Source organism: Janthinobacterium sp. CG3, assembly GCF_000344615.1.
GTDB lineage: Bacteria > Pseudomonadota > Gammaproteobacteria > Burkholderiales > Burkholderiaceae_D > Janthinobacterium.
Map to the genome: position 1 here is coordinate 3138358 of NZ_KB467824.1, position 19115 is coordinate 3157472.

13 protein-coding genes are annotated in these 19115 nt (G+C 69.1%); 7 read left to right on the forward strand and 6 right to left on the reverse strand.

The window, feature by feature from the left end; genetic code table 11:
• Window positions 1–68: 68 nt before the first annotated feature.
• Both JANGC3_RS0113740 and JANGC3_RS0113745 read right to left on the reverse strand, forming a co-directional pair.
• On the reverse strand, window positions 69–1382 hold the full coding sequence (locus JANGC3_RS0113740) for an amidohydrolase family protein (protein ID WP_017877068.1): 1314 nt from the start codon (window positions 1380–1382) through the stop codon (window positions 69–71).
• Between the two features lie 91 nt (window positions 1383–1473).
• Complete coding sequence (locus tag JANGC3_RS0113745; RefSeq protein ID WP_017877069.1) at window positions 1474–1725, reverse strand: DUF2164 domain-containing protein; 252 nt, start codon at window positions 1723–1725, stop codon at window positions 1474–1476.
• Between JANGC3_RS0113745 and JANGC3_RS32715 the strand changes: the two genes are divergently transcribed.
• The 6 genes from JANGC3_RS32715 (at window position 1718) to JANGC3_RS29305 (ending at window position 10605) form a co-directional block, all read left to right on the forward strand.
• A complete protein-coding gene (locus JANGC3_RS32715) occupies window positions 1718–1906 on the forward strand; it encodes a hypothetical protein (RefSeq protein ID WP_157406625.1) in 189 nt (62 codons plus the stop codon). The two genes, JANGC3_RS0113745 and JANGC3_RS32715, sit on opposite strands and share 8 nt — an antisense overlap.
• 101 nt (window positions 1907–2007) lie before the next feature.
• Complete coding sequence (locus JANGC3_RS30835) at window positions 2008–2733, forward strand: phasin family protein (RefSeq protein WP_017877070.1); 726 nt, start codon at window positions 2008–2010, stop codon at window positions 2731–2733.
• Window positions 2734–2876: 143 nt separating this feature from the next.
• Window positions 2877–4631 carry an ATP-binding cassette domain-containing protein gene (locus JANGC3_RS0113760; RefSeq protein WP_026132961.1) on the forward strand — a complete coding sequence of 585 codons (1755 nt, stop codon included), beginning with the start codon at window positions 2877–2879 and terminating at the stop codon, window positions 4629–4631.
• Entirely contained in the window at window positions 4624–6411 is a 1788-nt protein-coding gene (locus tag JANGC3_RS0113765; protein WP_017877072.1) for an ABC transporter transmembrane domain-containing protein, read from the forward strand. Before JANGC3_RS0113760 ends, JANGC3_RS0113765 begins: the two co-directional genes overlap by 8 nt.
• Window positions 6412–6550: 139 nt before the next feature.
• Window positions 6551–8260, forward strand: coding sequence for a methyl-accepting chemotaxis protein (locus tag JANGC3_RS34120; protein WP_017877073.1), 1710 nt, complete (start codon window positions 6551–6553; stop codon window positions 8258–8260).
• 239 nt (window positions 8261–8499) lie between these two features.
• Window positions 8500–10605 (forward strand): tetratricopeptide repeat-containing diguanylate cyclase, encoded by a 2106-nt coding sequence (locus JANGC3_RS29305; RefSeq protein WP_017877074.1) that lies wholly within the window; start codon window positions 8500–8502, stop codon window positions 10603–10605.
• Between the two features lie 29 nt (window positions 10606–10634).
• On the opposite strand, the gene JANGC3_RS0113780 is transcribed toward JANGC3_RS29305, so the two are convergent.
• Window positions 10635–10994 (reverse strand): hypothetical protein, encoded by a 360-nt coding sequence (locus tag JANGC3_RS0113780; protein WP_017877075.1) that lies wholly within the window; start codon window positions 10992–10994, stop codon window positions 10635–10637.
• Window positions 10995–11212: 218 nt separating this feature from the next.
• On the opposite strand from JANGC3_RS0113780, the gene JANGC3_RS0113785 reads away from it, so the two are divergent.
• Window positions 11213–13429 carry a molybdopterin-dependent oxidoreductase gene (locus JANGC3_RS0113785; protein WP_026132962.1) on the forward strand — a complete coding sequence of 739 codons (2217 nt, stop codon included), beginning with the start codon at window positions 11213–11215 and terminating at the stop codon, window positions 13427–13429.
• 68 nt (window positions 13430–13497) lie between these two features.
• Here JANGC3_RS0113785 and JANGC3_RS29310 read toward each other — a convergent pair whose 3' ends face one another.
• Genes JANGC3_RS29310 through JANGC3_RS0113800 form a run of 3 tightly spaced genes read right to left on the reverse strand, consistent with a single transcriptional unit; the run spans window position 13498 to window position 19097 of the window.
• Complete coding sequence (locus tag JANGC3_RS29310; protein WP_157406627.1) at window positions 13498–14181, reverse strand: hypothetical protein; 684 nt, start codon at window positions 14179–14181, stop codon at window positions 13498–13500.
• 37 nt (window positions 14182–14218) lie between these two features.
• Window positions 14219–15448, reverse strand: coding sequence for a hypothetical protein (locus tag JANGC3_RS0113795; protein WP_026132963.1), 1230 nt, complete (start codon window positions 15446–15448; stop codon window positions 14219–14221).
• Between the two features lie 34 nt (window positions 15449–15482).
• Window positions 15483–19097, reverse strand: coding sequence for a tubulin-like doman-containing protein (locus tag JANGC3_RS0113800; protein WP_017877078.1), 3615 nt, complete (start codon window positions 19095–19097; stop codon window positions 15483–15485).
• Between the last annotated feature and the right edge of the window lie 18 nt (window positions 19098–19115).

Below are 19115 nucleotides of genomic sequence, written 5' to 3' on the forward strand. Positions count from 1 at the left end.
GCCCTGGGCGGGGTGGCGACGACGGCATCGAGCTGCAACACCCTGCGCTGGTTCGACGTCCTGGGTTGTCATGTATTTTTTACATCAAGTCCGACCCCGTGCGCGGCGCCGGGGCGCAGCCGGAAATCGACGCCAACCGGACGGCCCGGCAGGTTCAGCCTGGCGCCGGCGCGCGGCGCCTCGCTGACGACGCGGCCGCGGCGCATCACCAACCGGCGCGCCGCGCGCAGGCGCAGCGCCTCGACCGTGTCGCCGGCGTCGAGGATCACCAGGTCGGCGTGGCAGCCCGGCTCCAGGCCATAACCGTCCAGGCCGAGGATGCGCGCCGGCGTCTGCGTCACCGCCAGGAAGCAGGCGTGCATCGCCTCCTGCCCGGTCATCTGCGCCACGTGCAGGCCCATGTGCGCCACCTCCAGCATGTCGCCCGAGCCCAGGCTGTACCACGGGTCCATCACGCAATCGTGGCCGAAGGCGACGTCGATGCCGGCGGCCATCAGCTCCGGCACCCGGGTCATGCCGCGGCGCTTTGGATAGCTGTCGTGGCGGCCCTGCAGCGTAATGTTGATCAACGGGTTGGCGATGGCGGCGACGCCGGCCTCGCGGATCAGCGGCAGCAGCTTGCTGACGTAGTAATTGTCCATCGAGTGCATCGACGTCAGGTGCGAGCCGGCCACCCGGCCCTGCATGCCCAGGCGCTGGCTGTGGAAGGCCAGCGTTTCAATGTGGCGCGACAGCGGGTCGTCCGACTCGTCGCAGTGCATGTCGACCATCAGGCCGCGCTCGGCGGCGAATTCGCACAGGATGCGCACCGATTCGGCGCCGTCGGCCATGCTGCGCTCGAAGTGCGGGATGCCGCCGACGACGTCGACGCCCATCGCCACGGCGCGCTTCAGGTTCTCCAGCGCGCCCGGGCTGCGCAGCACGCCGTCCTGCGGGAAGGCCACCAGTTGCAGGTCGAGGTAGGGCGCGACCCGGCGCTTGACGTCGAGCAGCGCCTCGACCGCCAGCAGGCGCTCGTCGCAGATGTCGACGTGCGAGCGCACCGCCAGCAGGCCGCGCGCGACGGCCCAGTCGCAGTACTGCATGGCGCGTTCGATCAGCGCGTCCTGGGTCAGATGCGGCTTGAGTTCGCCCCACAGCGCGATGCCCTCGAGCAGGGTGCCGGACTGGTTGACGCGCGGCAGACCGTAGCTCAGCGTGGCGTCCATGTGGAAGTGGGCGTCGACGAAGGGCGGCGTGACCAGGTCGCCGGCGGCGTCGATCTCGCGCGCGCCGCGCGCCGCCAGGGCCGGGCCGACGGCGGCGATGCGCCCGCCGTCGATGCCGATGTCGATGTGGCGCCGGCCGTCCGGCAGGCTGGCGTTGCGTATGACCACGTCCATGTGTTACTCCTGGTGAGGGGTGAAAGTCAATACCAAGAGCGTCACCCCGGGCTCAGAGCGCGGCCCTTTGCCCTGGTTGTAGGCCAACGCCCTATTTTTTCTTCCAATAGCCGAATTCGCTTTCGTAGCACACCGTCTCGACTTCGGCGATCTTGTCGTGCATCGCCGCCTGCGCGTCGACGATGGCTTGATTGTAGACAGATGGCCCGATTTCGCGCAAACAAAAATCCAGCAGCAGGCGCGCCTTCAGCTCGCCGACCTCCTCGTCCATGTTTTCCGCGCAGTAGCGCTGGATCGACGTCAATAAACGCTTTTCGACTTCCTGGTTCAATTTGATGGTCATGCTTTCCTTGTTTGGTTTCGGTGGTATCGTTGATGCTGCACTGCAAGAATATGAAGCGCAATTCTTTTCCGGACGAGAAATTTTACTGCTGAAAGCGCCCGGCGGCGGCGGAAAAATAACTTTCTTCCCGATACAATCACCGCTAGAATATTCGTATTGCGTCGCATCAAAATTGGTTTAACAACGTTGAACACCCGGCGCAACCGGGTTAGGCCCAGTGCCATTGCCGACCGGTTGCGCAGAGCGTTTTGCCAGCATTTTAATCCGCACAAGGGAGTAGCCATGTTTCCGATTCCAGAACAGTTTTCAACCACAGCAAAATCGCAACTTGAAGCACAACTGAAAATCCTCAACACGCTCACCAGCAAGGCGTTTGAAGGCGCCCAGCAAGTCATGGCCCTGAACTTCCACGCCGGCCGCAACGCGCTCGACAGCGGCACGGCCAGCGCCAGGCAACTGCTGGCGCTAAAAGACCCGCGCGAGTTGTTCGCCTTCGGCACCAGCCAGGCCCAACCCGGCATCGACAGCATGCTGGCCTACAGCCGCCAGTTGTTCGGCATCGCCGCCAGCGCACAGGCGGCGCTGCTGGACTCGGCCAAGCCGCACGCCGACACGCCGGCCTTGACCGCGACGCCAACCCCGGCGGCCGCCACCGCGCCGACACCGGCGCCAACACCGGCGCCGGCCCCGGCTCCCGCGCCGGCGCCGGCGTTGGCCGCCGCGCCGCGCCCCGCCGCAATGGTCGAGGCGGCGCCGGCGCCGCTGGCCAAGCCGGTCGAGGCGGCCAAACCGGTCGCCGCGCTGGTCGAGATCGAGGTGGCGCCGGCCGCCGGGGCCGACGCAAAGCTCACTGCCAAGCCCCAGCTCAAGGCCACCCCGGCGGCCGAGGCCGTCGTCGCCGCGCTCGGCATCAAGGCGGCGCCGCCGGCCGTCGTCGCCGCGGCAGTCGCCAAGCCGGCCGCGCCGGCCGCGGCGCAGAACGGCGGCAAGGGCGGGCGCAAGAAATAGGCCGGCGAGGCCGGCGCGACGCCAGCCGACGGTAAAAACAACGGGCTTCGGCCCGTTTTTTGCGTCTGTTGTATCCTACGCCCTGCCGCACGGCAGCGCACGCCCGCTCGGCCGCGCCGGTGCCCCACACAAGGATGAAGAACATGAGTCTATCGAGGCTAATCGCCGGCTTCGTGCGCCAGCATTGGCGCGCCTACGCGGCGGCCGCGCTGATGCTGGCCGGCGTGGCCGCGCTGACGGCCTGGATACCGCGCAAGATCGGCGCGATGATCGACGCGATGGCCGCGCAGCGCCTGGGCGGCGACGCGCTGTGGCTGGAGCTGGCCGGCCTGCTGGCCATCGGCGCGGCAATCTATTTTCTGCGGGTCGGCTGGCGCATCACCTTGTTCGCCGCCGCCTACAAGCTCGGCGTCGAGCTGCGCACCCGCTTCCACCAGCGCCTGTCGCTGCAGGGGCCGGCGTTCTACCAGCGCCAGCGCACCGGCGACCTGATGGCGCTGGCCACCAACGACATCGACGCCATTGAAATGGCGGCCGGCGAGGCGATGCTGGCCGGCTTCGACGGCACGCTGACGCTGGTGATGGTGCTGGGCGTGATGCTGCTGGGCGTGGACTGGCGCCTGGCCTGCATCGCGCTGCTGCCGTTCCCGCTGATGGGGCTGGCCTTCTGGCGCATTTCCAGCCACATCCACACCGCCTCGACCGACTCGCTGGAGCGCTTCAGCGCCCTCAACGACCACGTCCAGGAAACCCTGGCCGGGGTGCGCACGGTGCGCGCGCTCGGCCTGGAACAACGCAGCGGCGCCCAGTTCGCCGTGCTGGCCGGACGCGCCGCCGACGCCAGCCTGGCGGCGCAACGCTGGGAGGCGGCCTATGAACCGGCCGTCGGCCTGACGCTGACGGCGGCCAGCACGCTGACGCTGGGCCTGGGCGGCTACCTGGTGTGGCAGAACCAGTTGACGATTGGCGCGCTGACCAGTTTTTCGATGTACCTGGGCCAGTTGATCTGGCCGATGTTCGCCGCCGGCTGGGTGCTGTCGCTGATCGAACGCGGCCGCGCCGCCCACGCCCGCCTGCAACCGCTGCTGGACGCGCCGCTGGCGATCGACGACGACGGCGCCGTCGCCACGCTGGCGCCGGGCGCGCTGGCGCTGCGCGCGCTCGGCTACGCCTACCCCGGCCAGCAGGGCGCGGCGCTGGCCGAGGTCTCGCTGACGCTGCGGCCGGGCCAGACGCTGGGCCTGGTCGGCCCGACCGGCAGCGGCAAGTCGACGCTGCTGCGCCTGCTGCTGCGCCAGCTCGCGCCGCAGTCCGGCAGCGTGCGCTGGGGCGAGCACGCGCTGGCCGACTACACGCTGCACACGCTGCGCGCGGCCATCAGCTGGGTGCCGCAGGAGTCCTTCCTGTTCTCGGCGACGATCGCCGACAACATCGCGCTGGCGCGCCCCGGCGCCAGCCAGCGCGAGATCGAGCGCGCCGCCACGCTGGCGGCGGTGCACGAGGACATCCTGCAATTCCCCGACGGCTACCGGACCCACGTCGGCGAGCGCGGCATTACGCTGTCCGGCGGCCAGCGCCAGCGCGTCGCCATCGCCCGCGCGCTGCTGGCCGACAGCACCCTGCTGCTACTCGACGACGCCTTGTCGGCGGTCGACACCGGCACCGAAACGCGCATCCTGCGGCACTTGGCGGAATTGCGCGCGCAACACCCGGAGCGCAGCGCGATCATCGCCAGCCACCGCCTCAGCGCGGTGGTCGGCGCCGACCTGATCGTGGTGCTGCACGGCGGACGCATCGTCGAAAGCGGCGACCATGCGTCGCTGCTGGCCACGGATGGCTGGTACGCCAGCCAGTGGCGCTATCAACAATTGGAGGCCAGCCTTGACGCCATTGAATAAATCCGCCGCCGCCGCGCCGCGCCAGAGCGCGCAGGCGTTCGCGCTGCTGCGCCGCGCCGCCGCCCCCGACCGGCGCCACCTGACGTGGGCGGTGCTGTGGCTGGTGGTCGCCGCCGCGCTGGAAGTGTCCGGCCCCATCCTCGGCAAGGCCCTGATCGACGAGCACTTGCTGCCGCGCAACCTCGACTGGCAGCGCATGGCGCTGCTGCTGGGCGGCTGCCTGCTCAGCGGCTGGATCGCTAGCGGCCTGCGCTACCTGCAACTGCTGCGCCTATCCGGCCTGGCGATGCGCTCGGTGCAGCGCCTGCGCGAGGCGGTCTACGGCCACGTGCTGCGCCTGCCGATGGCGTTTTTCGACCGCGCCATCATCGGCCAGCTGGTCGGGCGCGTCACCAACGACACCGAGGCCGTCAAATCGCTCTACGTGCAGGTGCTGTTCGTCATGCTCGACAACTCCATCGTCCTGGTCGGCACCGCCTGCGCCATGGCCTGGCTGGACTGGCGCCTGATGCTGATCGTGCTGGCGCTGGTGCCGGCGGTCGTGGCCATCGTCTTCCTGTACCAGCGCCGCAGCGCGCCGGCCGTGACGCGCGCGCGCGCGCTGCGCAGCGACATCAACGGCCAGGTCGCCGAATCGATCGGCGGCATGAGCGTGCTGCAGGCGAACAACGCCGCGGCCCGCTTCGGCGCGCGCTTCGGCGCCACCAACTGGCAGCACTACACGGCGCGCATGCAGGAGCTGCGCGCCAACGCCTGGCTGCTGCGCCCGGCGCTCGACATGCTCAACGTGATGCTGCTGGCGGTGGTCATCTTCAGCTTCGGCCGGCGCCAGATGAACGCGCTCGAAGTCGGCGTGCTGTACGCCTTCATCAACTACATCGCCCGCGTGGTCGAGCCGCTGATCCAAATCACCATGCAGTTCAGCCAGTTGCAACAGTCGGTGGTGGCCTCGGCCCGGGTCGCCGCGCTGCTCGACGAGCCGGGCGCGCCCGAGCACGCCGCCGGCCGCGGCGCCGACGCGCCCAGCGACGCCGCCGCCGACGCCGACGCGCCGGCGGTGGCGATCCACGCGCTGTCGTTCGCCTACGACGGCCAGCGCAACGTGCTGCACCAGCTGTCGCTGGAGATCCCGCGGGGCGGCTTTGTCGGCATCGTCGGCCACACCGGCAGCGGCAAGTCGACGTTGCTGTCGCTGCTGCTGCGCTTTTATCCGGCGCGGCACGGCAGCATCGCCATCCACGGCGTGCCGCTCGACGCCATCGACAACGAGCGCTTCCGCGCCGAGGTCGGCCTGGTGCCGCAGGACCCCTTCCTGCTGGCGGCCTCGGCGCGCGACAACATCGACATGGGGCGCGGCTACAGCGACGCCGACATCGAGGCGGCGGCGCGCGCGGCGCACGCGCACGGCTTCATCATGGCGCTCGAGCACGGCTACGACAGCGCGCTTGGCGAGGGCGGCTCGCGCCTGTCGTCGGGCCAGAAGCAGTTGCTGGCGATCGCCCGCGCGCTGGCCGGGCGCCCGCGCATCCTGCTGCTCGACGAGGCCACCTCGCGCATCGACAGCCAGACCGAGCAGATCGTCCAGCAAGCCCTCAACGAGCTGCGCGGCAAGGTCACCGTGATCGCCATCGCGCACCGCCTGTCGACCATCCGCGAGGCCGACCGCATCATCGTGCTGAACCACGGCCGCATCGCCGAGGCCGGCCCGCACGAACAACTGATGCAAATCGAGGGCGGCTTGTACCAGCGCCTTTACCTGCTGCAGCAACTGGCCGCCTGAGGCGCGGCGCGGCCTGTGGCGGCGCCGCGCGGTTTTTTTTCTTTGGAGCATGAATCAATAGTAGCGGGCGCAACGCTGCGGTATAGTGATCCGTCGGCGCCGCAACCCGCCCGCCGCAGCCACAGTAGACGGGGTTCCCATGCGCAGCAAACTGTCGATCAAAAACATCTTCATCGCGATTTTCCTGCTCAGCCTGGGCCTGTCCTTCCTCAGCCTGGGCGCGCTGTTCCGGGTCTCGTTAAAGCAGGCCGAGGCGAGCCGCGCCACCGAGACGCGCTACCAATCCTACCTGCTGGCCGACGAACTGCGGCAAAGCTCGGACGACCTGACCCGCTTGGCGCGCACCTACGTCGTCTCGGCCGACCCGCAATATGAACGGCAGTACCTCGACATCCTCGACATCCGCAACGGCAAGAAGCCGCGGCCGCCGCACTACGAGCGTATCTATTGGGATTTCGTGGCCGCCGGCATGCCGGTGCCGGCCGCCACCGGCCCCGCCGTGGCGCTGGCCGACCTGATGCGCCAGGCCGGCTTCAGCGAGCAGGAGTTCGCCAAGCTGCAGCAGGCCCAGGCCAATTCCGACGGCCTGGTGAAAACCGAGGTCATCGCGATGAACGCCGTCAAGGGCTTGTTCGACGACGGTAGCGGCAAGTTCGGCAAAAGCGGCCCGCCCGACCTGGAGATGGCGCGCAAGATCATGCACGACGCCGAGTACCACCGCAACAAGGCCAAGATCATGCAGCCGGTAGACGAGTTCCTGGCCCTGCTCGACAGCCGCACCGGCGCCGCCGTGGCGGCGGCCGAGGGCGGCACCACGGCCGCCTACACCGTCACCGTGGGCCTGCTGCTGGTGTCGGTGGTGGTCTCGCTGCTGTGCCTGTTCCTGGTGTACCGCCACATCAAGCTCAACCTCGACCACGCCATCGCCACCGCGCAAAGAATCGCCGACGGCGACCTGACCACCGACGTCGTCGTCGAGCGGGAGGACGAGATCGGCGTGCTGATGCAGGCGATGAACACCATCAACGCCAACCTGACCGACATGATCGGCAACATCCGCAGCAGCACCGATGAAATGTCGGTGGCCACCCACGAAATCGCGCTGGGCAACGCCGACCTGTCGGCGCGCACCGAGGCGCAGGCCAGCTCGCTCGAGGAAACCGCCAGCTCGATGGAAACGCTGACGGCCACGGTGCGGCAAAACGCCGACAACGCCAACCAGGCCAACGACCTCGCCGCCAGCGCCTCCTCGGTGGCGCGCCAGGGCGGCGCTGTGGTGGCGCAGGTGGTCAGCACGATGGGCTCGATCAAGGAAAGTTCCAGCCAGATCGCCGACATCATCGGCGTCATCGACGGCATCGCCTTCCAGACCAACATACTGGCGCTGAACGCGGCGGTGGAGGCGGCGCGCGCCGGCGAACAGGGCCGCGGCTTCGCCGTCGTCGCCAGCGAGGTGCGCAACCTGGCGCACCGCAGCGCCGCCGCCGCCAAGGAGATCAAGGCGCTGATCGGCGCCTCGGTCGAGCGGGTCGACAGCGGCGGCAAGCTGGTCGACCAGGCCGGCCACACCATGACGCTGGTGGTGGACTCGATCCAGAAGGTGGCCGCCATCATGGTCGAGATCACCAGCGCGAGCCGGGAGCAGAGTACCGGCATCAGCGAGGTGAACCAGGCGGTCAGCGAGATGGATGCGATCACGCAACAGAACGCCGCGCTGGTGGAGGAGGCCGCCGCCGCCGCCGAAAGCCTGCAGGAACAGGCCGACGCGCTGTTCCGCGCGGTCGGCATGTTCCGCCTGAAGGGCGGCGCCGCCGGCGCGGCGCCGGCGCGCCTGCCGGGGCCGCGCTGAGCGCGGCCCCGGCCCATCCGGCGACAACAATGCCGTCTTGACATCATTCCAGCGGGCGCGGCGCCGGCGCCGCCACAAATGCCACGCGTGCCGACGAAATCCCCGCGAACGTTGGGCTTTCTCACCTGCAACAAGAATATAATTGATGACTTAGATTGTTGGCAGCGGCCCGCCCCGGCGGGCGCTGCGGCAACATCCCCACCGGAGGCACGGCGTTGGCAGGCGATTTCCATTCAACGATGTTGAGACAGCTGCGAGCTTGGCTGGCGCTAGCGTGCCTGGCGCCGGCGCTGGCGTGCGCCCAGACGGCGCTGGACGGGCGCATCGCCACCATCCGCGAACAGAGCCGCCTGGTGCCCGACCGGGCCTTGCTGCAGCTGCAGCAGATCGAGGCGGAGGCGCGCGCGGCGGCGCCGCCGACGAAGTTCGAATTCCTCGCCCAGCTGAGCGTGGCGCGCATGCGCCTGGGCCAGATGCCGATCGCGCTGCAACTGGCCGACGAACTGATCGCCGCCGCCAAGGCCGGCGGCAGCGACGCCGGGCTGGCCAAGGGCATGCTGACCAAGGCCTATGTCAAGTTCGCCATGGCCGAGCCGACCAGTTCGCACCAGTTGGCCTTCGCCGCCGAACGGCTGGCCCACACCACCGGCGACCTGCGCCTGCGCGTGCTGGCCAGCATCACCGCCGGCGATTCCTGGGCCGAAGAGGGCAACTATCCGGCCGCGCTGGCGAAGCTGCAGATGGCGCTGGACCTGGCCCGCCAGCACGGCGAGCCGGGACCGCTGCTCAGCGCGCTAGACGCGCTGGCCATGCTGTACAGCCAGATGAAGGAATACGAAAAAGGCTTCGTGGCGCTGCAGGAGTCGCTGCAGTTGATCGAACGGCTAGGCTTGACTGCCCGGCTGGTGATCGCCAAGAACACCGAGTACTGCCTGGCGATCGAGTCGAACCAGCCGGAGCGGGCGCTGCAGGCACTGCTGACGGGACTGGAGCTGGAACGCCAGCTCGGCGCCAGCAGCATGATCGCCAGCACCCTGGTGAACCTGTCGGACAGTTACCTGAAGCGCTTCGACTATGCCAAGGCGCAGCAGTACGGCGAGCAGGCCATCGCCGCCGCGCGCCTGGTCAACGACGAGGCGAGCGAGGCTACCGCCCACGTCAACATCGGCCAGGCCCTGCTCGGCAAGGGCCGCCTGGCCGAGGGCAAGAAGAGCTTCGAGCGGGGTCTGGCCTATTATGAGAAGGCCGACAACAAACCGGAAATCCAGTCGGTGCTGAAGGAGTACGGCTCGGCGCTGGAGCGGGCCGGCGACATGACCGGCGCGGTGGCCGCCTACCACCGCGAGCGCGGCATTTCCAACCTGCTGTTCGAGAGCGAGCGCCAGAAGGCGGTCTACGAGCTGCAGGAAAAATACGAAACCGAAAAAAAGCAGCGCCAAATTGAACTGTTGAGCCGGGAAAACCAGGTCAAGAGCGCCGAGCTGGACAACCGCAAGCTGCAACAGCGGGTCTGGTGGTTGCTGGCGGTGGTGTTCGCGCTGGCGTCGGCGGTGGTCGGCCTGCTGTACCGCAAAGTGCGCCACGCCAACGTCCAGCTGCACGTGAAAAACCTCGAACTCAAGCAGCAAAGCTCGCGCGACCCGCTGACGGGGCTGTACAACCGCCGCCACTTCCAGGAGTTCATGCGCCTGCACAACCAGGTCGAGCAGCAGGGCGCCGCCGGCGACGGCGACATCGTCGGCGCCCTGTTCCTGCTCGACATCGACCACTTCAAGCACGTCAACGACGGCTACGGCCACGCCGCCGGCGACGCGGTGCTGAAAATGATCGCCGAAAACCTGCGCGAGCTGCTGCGCGAGACCGACATGATCGTGCGCTGGGGCGGCGAGGAATTCCTCGCCTTCCTGCCGGCGGTGCCGCGCAACGGCGTCGACGAGGTGGCGCGGCGCGTGCTGCGCGGCGTCTCGACCCAGCGCGTCAGCTACCAGGGCAAGGAAATCGCCGTCAACGTCTCGATCGGCTTCGCGCCGTTCCCGCTGGTGCCGCTGGACGCGCCGTTGCCGTGGGAGCGCGCGGTCAACCTGGTCGACATGGCGCTGTACCTGGCCAAGGCGCACGGGCGCAACCGCGCCTACGGCGTGCGCAGCTTCAACAACTTCGGCGCCACCTCGATGGAGTCGATCGAGCAAGACCTGGAGCTGGCCTGGCGCGCCGGTTTCGTCGACTTGAGCATCGTCCTCGGCGCCGAGCCGGACACGCCGCCGGGCGCGCCGCACAGCCAGCCGGCGCGCGGCGCCAGCAACGTGGTGCCGCTGAAGGCGGCGCCGAAACCGGCCAGCCGCTAACGGCGCGGCCGGCCCGCCCCTCGCCGCGCCTACTTCGCCGGCTCGTCGGCCGGACGCGCCTTGCGCGCCGAATCCTGCATCTTCTCGCCGGCCTGGCTGACCTTGGCGCCGGCCCGCTCGACCGCCTTGCTGGCCTCCGCGCTGGCGTCCTCGGTCACCTGGTTGATCTTCGCCTTGGCGTCGTCGGCCGCCTTGAGGATGTCCTGGTTGGCCTTCTCGGCCGCCTGGGTCAGCTCGCGCCCGGTCTTTTCGGTGACCTGGTCGACCTTGCGCCCGGCCTGCTCGGCCGGACCGGCGCCGCTCAGCTCATCCTTCTTTTGGCAGCCCGCCAGCGCCACCAGCATCAGCCCGGCCGCGCACGCCGCCATCAGTTTTTTTGCGATAGTCATGTCATCCCCTTTTATTCTGAAATCAATACCAACTGGTGCCGAGCATACACCCGCGGCGGCGCTTTATATGTTCGTTGGCGAACATAATAAAACGTGCTTCGACCGGTGCACGCGGCGGTTGACACGACGCCGGCGAATCCCGACAATAGCACGCACGTTCGCTTTTTTAAGCGACTGCCGCGCCGCCCTCCACGATGTCCTTTCCGAAAGGCTTCACCATGTCCGAACACGCCGTCGCCCACCGTATCTGCCCCTTTTGCGAAGCCAGTTGCGGGCTGCAAGTCGAACGCCAGGGCGCCGGCGTGGGACGCATCCGCGGCGACCGCGCCGACGTCTTCAGCGCCGGCTTCCTGTGTCCGAAGGCGGTCGGCCTGAAGGACTTGCACGAGGACCCGGACCGCCTGCGCACGCCGCTGATCAAGCGCGACGGCCGCTTCGTCGAGGCCAGCTGGGCCGACGCCTACGCCGAAATCGCCCGGCGCCTGCCCGCCGTCATCGCCGCCGGCGGGCCGGACGCCGTCGCCACCGTGCTGGGCAACCCGGTGTCGCACAAGATGGGCCTGACGCTGTACTTCCCGCGCCTGGCGCGCGCGCTCGGCACCCGCAACATGTTTTCCGCCTCCAGCGTCGACCAGGTGCCGAAAATGCTGTCGGTCGGGCTGATGTTCGGCAGTTGGCTGTCGGTGCCGGTGCCCGACATCGAACGTTGCCAGTTCCTGCTGGTGCTGGGCGCCAACCCGATGGTCTCGAACGGCAGCCTGTGGACCGTGCCGGACTTCCGCGGCAAGGCCAAGGCGCTGCGCGCGCGCGGCGGGCGCATCGTCGTCGTCGACCCGCGCCGCACGGAAACGGCCGAGGCGGCCGACGCCCACCACTTCATCCGCCCCGGCGCCGACGTGTTCTTCCTGCTCGGGCTGGTGCACACGCTGTTCGACGAAGGCTTGCTGCGGCTGGGCCGGCTGGAGGCGCACGTGGCCGGCGTGGCCGAACTGGGCGCCGCCGTCGCCGCCTACGCGCCCGAGCGCATGGCGGCGCGCTGCGGCGTCGCCGCCGCCAACGTGCGCGCGCTGGCGCGCGAACTGGCCGGCACCGAACGGGCCGCCGTGTACGGGCGCATCGGCACCTGTACCCAGCGGTACGGCACCCTGTGCTCGTGGCTGATCGACGTGCTCAACGTGCTCACCGGCCACCTCGACGCCGAGGGCGGCATGATGTTCCCGAAGGCGGCGGCGTTCGCCGCCAACACCCGCGGCCAGGGCGGCGGCGGGCGCGGCGTCGCCAGCGGGCGCCACCGCAGCCGCGTCTCCGGCGCGCCCGAGGTGGCCGGCGAACTGCCGCTGACCTGCCTGGCCGAGGAAATCGAGACGCCCGGGCCGGGACAGATCAAGGCGCTGATCAGCATTGCCGGCAACCCGGTGCTGTCGGCGCCGAACGGCCCGCGGCTGGCGCGCGCGCTGGAAGGGCTGGACTTCATGGTCAGCCTCGACATCTACCTGAACGAAACCACGCGCCACGCCGACGTCATCCTGCCCGGCCTGTCGCCGCTGGAGGAGGCGCACTACGACGTCAGCTTCACCCAGTTTTCGCACCGCAACCACGCGCGCTACAGCGCGCCGGTGCTGGCGCGCGCCGCCGGCCAGCCGGAGGAATGGCAAAGCCTGCTGCGCCTGGCCGCCATCGCCAAGGGCCTGGGCGCCGAGGCCGACATCGAAGCGCTCGACGACGCCGCGCTGGCGGACGAATTGCAACGCACGGCCGGCCCGGCCGCTGGCGCCGTCATGGCGGCGCTGGCGCCGCGCCGCGGCGCCGAGCGCCTGCTCGACCTGGGCTTGCGCAGCGGACCGTACGGCGACCAGTTCGGCCGCGTGCCGGGCGGGCTGACGCTGGCGCGCATCCAGGCGGCGCCGTCCGGCATCGACCTCGGCCCGATGGCGCCGCGCATTCCCGAGCTGCTGCGCACGCCGTCGGGCAAGATCGAACTGGCGCCGCAACTCCTGCTCGACGACCTGGCGCGGGCCGCCGCCGACCTCGACACGGCGGCGCCGGACATGGTCATCATCGGCCGCCGCCAGCTGCGCTCGAACAACAGCTGGATGCACAACCTGCCGGCGCTGGCCAAGGGCGCCTTCCGCTGCACGGCGCTGCTCCATCCGGACGACGCCGCGCGGCTGGGCCTGCGCGAAGGCGGCCGGGCGCAGATCCGCAACGGCGACAAGCGCATCGAGGTGCAGGTGGAAATCAGCGCCGACATGATGCCGGGCGTGCTCAGCCTGCCGCACGGCTGGGGCCACGACTTGGAGGGCACGCGCCTGGGCGTGGCCGGCGAGCGCCCCGGCGTCAACCTGAACGCGCTGCTCGACGAAAACCTGCGCGACCCGCTGTCGGGCAACGCCGTGCTGTCGGGCGTCGCCGTCGACGTCAGCGCGGTGTTGTAGGTCGGGTTAGCCGGCACGGCGTAACCCGACAACGTTGGCCGAAGCGAAACGCGTGAACGCGCAATAGACTAGCGCGAGGCAACCAGCACGGCCGCGCCGTCGAGGCGGGCGACGCGGAAGCCGGTGTCGCGGCGCGCCACTTCGCGCCCGTCGAGGAACAGCACGCTGCGCACCGTATATTGGCCCTGTTCCATGCCGCGCGGGATTTTGTAGATGCCGATGGCCTTGTACTGGCCGGCGCCGTCGACCTTTTCCACGCGGGCGATCTGCGGTTTGTCGGAGGCGTTTTCGCCGTTCGCCTTCACCAGCGTCATGCTTTGCACCACTTCCGGCACGCGCCGCGACTGGCCGATCAGCTTGATGTCGCCGACCACCTGTAGCGGCGCGCCGCCGGCCTGCGCCACCCGCGACGACGGATTCAGTTGATAGTCGCGCAGGCGGATTTCGTCGTCCGGCACGGCCACGCCTTCGCGTCTGGCCTGGGCATTGACGGTTTGCGCCGACGCCACTTTTTCGGAGCTGCTGGACCAGCCGATCGCCGCGCCCACCAGCGCGCCGATGGCGGCGCCCTCGGCGCAGCGCTTGCCCAGCGCCGCCGCCAGCGCGCAACCTGCCACGGCACCGACGGCGGCACCGGCGGCGGTGTTCTGGCCGGCGCTATGGCCGCCGCCCATGCCGCCGCCGCCGTTCGGCGCCGCGCAGCCGCTGATGAACACCACCCCCGCCAGCGCTAACACTACTGTCTTTTTCATGGCTTTCTCCCATTCCTTCGTTGCGTTTGTCGCCGGCTTAATTGCAGCGGTCGTTGACCCAGTCCGCGCCGCCGGCCACGCAGCGCAGCATGTCGCGGTTCAGGCGCTCGGCGCGTTGCTTGAGCACCAGGCAGTCGCGGTTGCCGACATCGATCATTGTGGCGCAGATGTCGAGTTTGTCGATGGCGCCGCGGTAGTTCCCTTGCGCCAGCTCACGCTCGGCGTCCGACAGGATTTTGCGCACCTGTTGCCCGGTCTGGCTGGACGGCGCCGGCGCGGTGCTGATGACGCGCGACGGCGCCGGCGCGGCCGCGCGCGGCGGCTCGTTGTTCAGCGCCGCCGGCGGCGGCGCGGCGGCCGGCGCCGCCGACGGCGTACCCAGCAGCGACGATTCCAGCAGCCGCGACAGCGATTCGCGCAGCGCCTGTGTGCGTTGCGACAGTTCCGGCCGCTTCAGGCGCTCGGCCGCCAGCAAGCGGTTTTCCAGGCAGCCCCGTTCGGACTTGGCCAGGCAGGCGTCGGCCTCGTCGAGCAGGCGTTCGGCCTTCTTGACTTCGATCTTGTCGCTCAATTCGCGCGTGTCGGCGTCGGCGTCCCAGCGCCGGGTGAACGCGGCGAGGCGGCTGGCCGCCTTATCGGGCGAACCGCCGTCGAGCGCCGTCTCGACCGCGCCGCGGGTGTCGTTCCAGGCGGCCGCGCGCAGGCGCTTTTTCTCGCAGCCGGGCGTGGTTTCGCTGATGGCGCTTTGCAGCCGCTTCAGCTGGGCCGGCGCGGCCTTGGCGCTTTTCAGCGCGGCCAGTTCGGCGCGCGCCTCGACCATTTTGCACTCGGCCGCCAGCGCCACCGCGACGTCAACCCGGTCGGCGTTTTTCTTGCCGGTGTCGCCGGGTTTGGCGAACAGCCAAATCGCGGTCAGCGCGGCCAGCGCCATCAGCCAGGTGCGCATGCGGATCGGCTGGCGCGGCGGCGGTGACGGCTTGCGGCTGGTGGCGTTGTCGGGTTCCAGCGGCGGGATATGCAGCGGCTTCGGTCCGAGATCGACCTTGGGCTTGAGCGGCGGCGCGGCCGGCTCCGGCACCGCCTGCGCGACCGCAGCCGGAGGCGGCACCGGCACTAGCACTGGCGGCACTGGCGGCGCCGCCACCGGGACGGCGGCGGCCGGCGCCGGCCGCGACGGCGCGGCGGCCTGGCGCACGCCGCAATAGGGGCAGAACGCCACCGGCCGCGGCATGCCGCGGCCACAGGCGCTGTTGACACATTTATACATCACTTCATCAACCACAAATCAACCTTGTCTAGTCTTATTCCGGATCGGGAATGTCGTCGTCGGGATCGGGGATCGCGCTGTCCAACAGCGCGGCCAGCTCCGGTATCTCGGCGGCCAGCTTCCACTGGTCGACGCGAGGTATCCATTGCATGTTCCAGATCTTGGTGCCCGCCTCGATTTCGCCGCGGCCGATGCGCAACGCCATTTCGTCGAGCGTGTACGGGCCGTGCTGCACCTTGTTCAGGAATACCTTGTAGCTGGCGCCGGACGCGCTCGCGGCCGGGCGCGGCATGCCCGCCGCGCCGAACAGGCTCGCCGCCAATGCCTCGTTGACCAGGTAGTCGGGCTGGATCACGCGCTTGTCGAGCGCCTGCTGCACCTCCCAGCGGTAGGCGTCGCTGGCCGAGTCGCTCACTTGTTCGCTCCACAGCGGCAGCAGTTCCAGCGCCCGCTCCAGCGTGGCCGGCGAGGCGGCCGGGTTCATCGCCAAGGCCCGCTTCAGCCACGCCTCGTACAGGCGCTTGGCGGTAATGTGCGGCAGCGACGGCGACGGCAGCTCGGCGCCGGTTTCGTCGACCTCCAGCTTGGGCTGGTAGACGCGCAACTGGTAGTGCCGCATCAGCGCCGCCAGCAGCAGCATCTGGTGCGGGCCGACGCGGGCCAGGCGCTGTTGCACCGCCACCATCATCAGGCTGCGGTAATAGGACGGCAAGCCGTTCGAGCGGATGGCGAATTCGTTGCCGATCTGTAGCCACTCGCCGGAGCCGGCTTCGACCTCGAACAGGTATTGCCCGCGCGGCTGGAACAGCGCCTCGCGGTCGGCCAGGTCGGGCTTGCGCTTGATGACGCCCAGCGCGATCGCCTGCAGGAAGTATTCGTAGTCGTCGGCCAGCCGGTTCAACTCGTCCATCGACGGCACGATCGGGTGGCGGAAGCGGGTCGAGTCGAAATGCAGATGGGTCGGAATCTTCGGATTTTCGATCTGGTACGAGGTGCGCCAGGTCGGCAGGCCGCGCAGCACCGTCATCGGGTAGCCGGACAGCTCGATGTAGCAGACGGCGCGCCCGGCGATGCCGGAATTGACCAGCCGCAGCAGGTCGCCGTGGAAGTGCCCGGCCGGCACCGCCGCTTTGATCTCCTGCGCCATCTTGGCCCAGGCTTCGCTGTCGCCGACGCCGATGAAGCATTTGAACTGGTCTTCGCGCGGCGTAAACTCGGCGCTGAAGCGCGCGTTCACCCACGGCATCGCGCTCTTGATCCATTCGCCGAAAATGACCTTGCGCTCCTGCGGCGACATCGCCTGCAGGCGTTCCAGCAGCGGGTCGACCGGCGGCGCGTCGCCGGCGCTCTGGCGGCTCAACTGGGTCTGGGCGCGGCGGAACAGTTTCAGCAGCAGGCCGGCGCGCATCGCCTCGTCGCCCAGTTGCGGGAACAGCCGCGACGAGCCGCCGAATTCCAGCAGCACCTCTTCGCTCCACTGGCTGGTGTCGCCGTCCAGCGCGACCGGCTCCGGCAGCGCGTCGCTGGCCAGCTTCATATAGGTCGCGTGTTCGTGGCGGGCGTCGGCGCGCAACTGCTCGATGCGCTGGTCGACCGCCGCCAGCATCGCCTCTACGCAGCGGCGGCCCTCCTGGAATTCGCCGGCCACGCCGCTCCACACCGGCTGGCCGTTCTCGTCGACGGATTTGCTCTCGCCCAGCCAGACGGAAAGGCCGTTGAGCAGTTCGCTGGCCTGCCCGGCCGCCACCGCCAGCATGTGGAAGCGCAGGTAGTCGGCGATGTCGCGCTTGAGGTGGCTCATCACCTCGCGCGCCTGGGCGTCGCGGCCGAACATTTTGCCGGCGGCCTGGCCCAGGTTGCTCAGCGATTCTTCCACCTGGCGGGTGCGCAGCGCGTCGCGGATGTCGCGGTAGCGCTTGGCGTTGCGCTCGACCGCGACCAGGTCGCGCTGGGCGATGCGCGCCTTGACCTGCTCCAGCAGCGACAGCACGAATTCCAGCCCGCCCTGCTTGCGGTCGTCCAGCAGCGCATACAACTGGTCGCGCGCGCGCCCCTTCAGGCGCACCAGCAGTTCGGCGGTGTGGCGCTTGACGCGGTCCTCGCTGGTCTCGGCGGTGGCGCCGGCCTCGCGGATGGCGTCGCGTTCGAGCTGCGGCAGCAGTTCGGCGACCTTCTCGCGCCACACGTTCAATTCGTAGGCGCCCATGATGCGGTCGATTTCCAGCTGCACCTTGCTCTCGACCCGCTCCAGCAGCGAGCGCTCGTCCTTGTCCATCAACAGCAGGTCGGTCAGCGCGTATTCCTGGAACGGCGTCAGGTCGACCGTGCCCTTTTTGAAGTCGGGGAATTCGTCGAACGGATGCTCCTTCATCGCCAGGTGCTCGCGCATGAAGACGTCGCGCTCGGTGTCGCCGGCGCGCCGGGCCGGCCGGCCGTCGCTGCCGAGCAGGCCGAAGAAGGCCTTCACCATCAGCGCCGACAATTCGTAGGCGCGGATGTCCTCGCGCAGGCCCTGCTGGGTGTCGAGCACAGCCTGGCCGAAGGCCGAATACACCTTCGAGTACGACAGGCGCATGTCGCCGAAGCGCTGCTCCGGCACGCGCGGGTTGAACGGCCCCAGCTTGTGCTGCTGCTGGTTCACCGCGATCGAGCGTTTGCTGTTGGCGAAGTCGGCCGAGGCGAAGTCCTCGAACAGCGAGTCGGCCACCATCTGGTAGACGTCCTTGATGTCCTGGGTGGCGTTGTTGGACAGGTTGGCGGTGTCGACGAAGTAGACGTCGTCGAAGGGCGCGCCCTTGCCGACCAGGCTGTCCGGGTCGGCCCAGCGCACCTGCGCGTTCATGTCGCGCATCGCCGTTTCCAGCTCCATCAGCGTGGCGTAGGCGTTGGCCTCGGTGCGCTCCTTGTTGGCGTGGGCGTAGCCCGACGGCATGAACATCACCAGGTCGACCTGGTTGCTGGCGACCTCCTCGCGCGCCACCGCCTTGGCGATCCAGCCCAGGTCCATGGCGCTGCCGGCGCCGGTGCCGCCGGCGCAGGAGCCGATGACGACGATGCGGAACTTCGAGGTGTCGACCCGCAGGCCGAGGCGCTGGTAGTCTTCCTTGCGCTCGGCGCCGGCGTTGCTGCCGAGCGAATTCAGGGCACCCTTGATGCGGCTGCGCAGCTTCGGATATTTGTCGAACAGGTACAGGCGCGCGACGGCGCGGATCTGCCCGGCGCCCTTGGACGGGTCGATGCCCAGCGAGCGCAGTTTTTTCGGCCGCAGCGGCATCCAGCTTTCAATCAGCGGGAAGCGCGCCAGGCTGTCGTCGGACTCGTGGTACTGCGGCAGGTCGATCGGCTCGACCAGGCGCTCCTCGTCGCTCAGCTTGACCAGTGAATACCAGGGGTCGGTGCGCTGCGATTTGCCGGCGTCGATGACGGCGCCGCTGTCGAGGTCGAAGTGCAGGAAGCGCGCCACCGGAAACTGGCCGATCGATTCGACCCGGGTCGGGTTGTGCGGGTTCCACACCGCCGACAGGATGCGCCGGCGGATGCGCATCATCACCTCCATGCCGGTGCCGCCGGTGCCGATGAACAGCGTGGGCCGCAAATCGACTTTCAATTCGGCCTTCTTGTCGCCGCCGTTGCTGGGAAATTCTGCCATGGGTGTCTTTCGAAAGGG

Bases quoted from the DNA above. Each gene is read 5' to 3' on its own strand.
- JANGC3_RS0113740 (WP_017877068.1), bottom strand. From the start codon at position 1,382: ATGGACGTGGTCATACGCAACGCCAGCCTGCCGGACGGCCGGCGCCAC.
- JANGC3_RS32715 (WP_157406625.1), top strand. From the start codon at position 1,718: ATGGTCATGCTTTCCTTGTTTGGTTTCGGTGGTATCGTTGATGCTGCA.
- JANGC3_RS0113745 (WP_017877069.1), bottom strand. From the start codon at position 1,725: ATGACCATCAAATTGAACCAGGAAGTCGAAAAGCGTTTATTGACGTCG.
- JANGC3_RS30835 (WP_017877070.1), top strand. From the start codon at position 2,008: ATGTTTCCGATTCCAGAACAGTTTTCAACCACAGCAAAATCGCAACTT.
- JANGC3_RS0113760 (WP_026132961.1), top strand. From the start codon at position 2,877: ATGAGTCTATCGAGGCTAATCGCCGGCTTCGTGCGCCAGCATTGGCGC.
- JANGC3_RS34120 (WP_017877073.1), top strand. From the start codon at position 6,551: ATGCGCAGCAAACTGTCGATCAAAAACATCTTCATCGCGATTTTCCTG.
- JANGC3_RS29305 (WP_017877074.1), top strand. From the start codon at position 8,500: ATGTTGAGACAGCTGCGAGCTTGGCTGGCGCTAGCGTGCCTGGCGCCG.
- JANGC3_RS0113780 (WP_017877075.1), bottom strand. From the start codon at position 10,994: ATGACTATCGCAAAAAAACTGATGGCGGCGTGCGCGGCCGGGCTGATG.
- JANGC3_RS0113785 (WP_026132962.1), top strand. From the start codon at position 11,213: ATGTCCGAACACGCCGTCGCCCACCGTATCTGCCCCTTTTGCGAAGCC.
- JANGC3_RS29310 (WP_157406627.1), bottom strand. From the start codon at position 14,181: ATGAAAAAGACAGTAGTGTTAGCGCTGGCGGGGGTGGTGTTCATCAGC.
- JANGC3_RS0113795 (WP_026132963.1), bottom strand. From the start codon at position 15,448: ATGTATAAATGTGTCAACAGCGCCTGTGGCCGCGGCATGCCGCGGCCG.
- JANGC3_RS0113800 (WP_017877078.1), bottom strand. From the start codon at position 19,097: ATGGCAGAATTTCCCAGCAACGGCGGCGACAAGAAGGCCGAATTGAAA.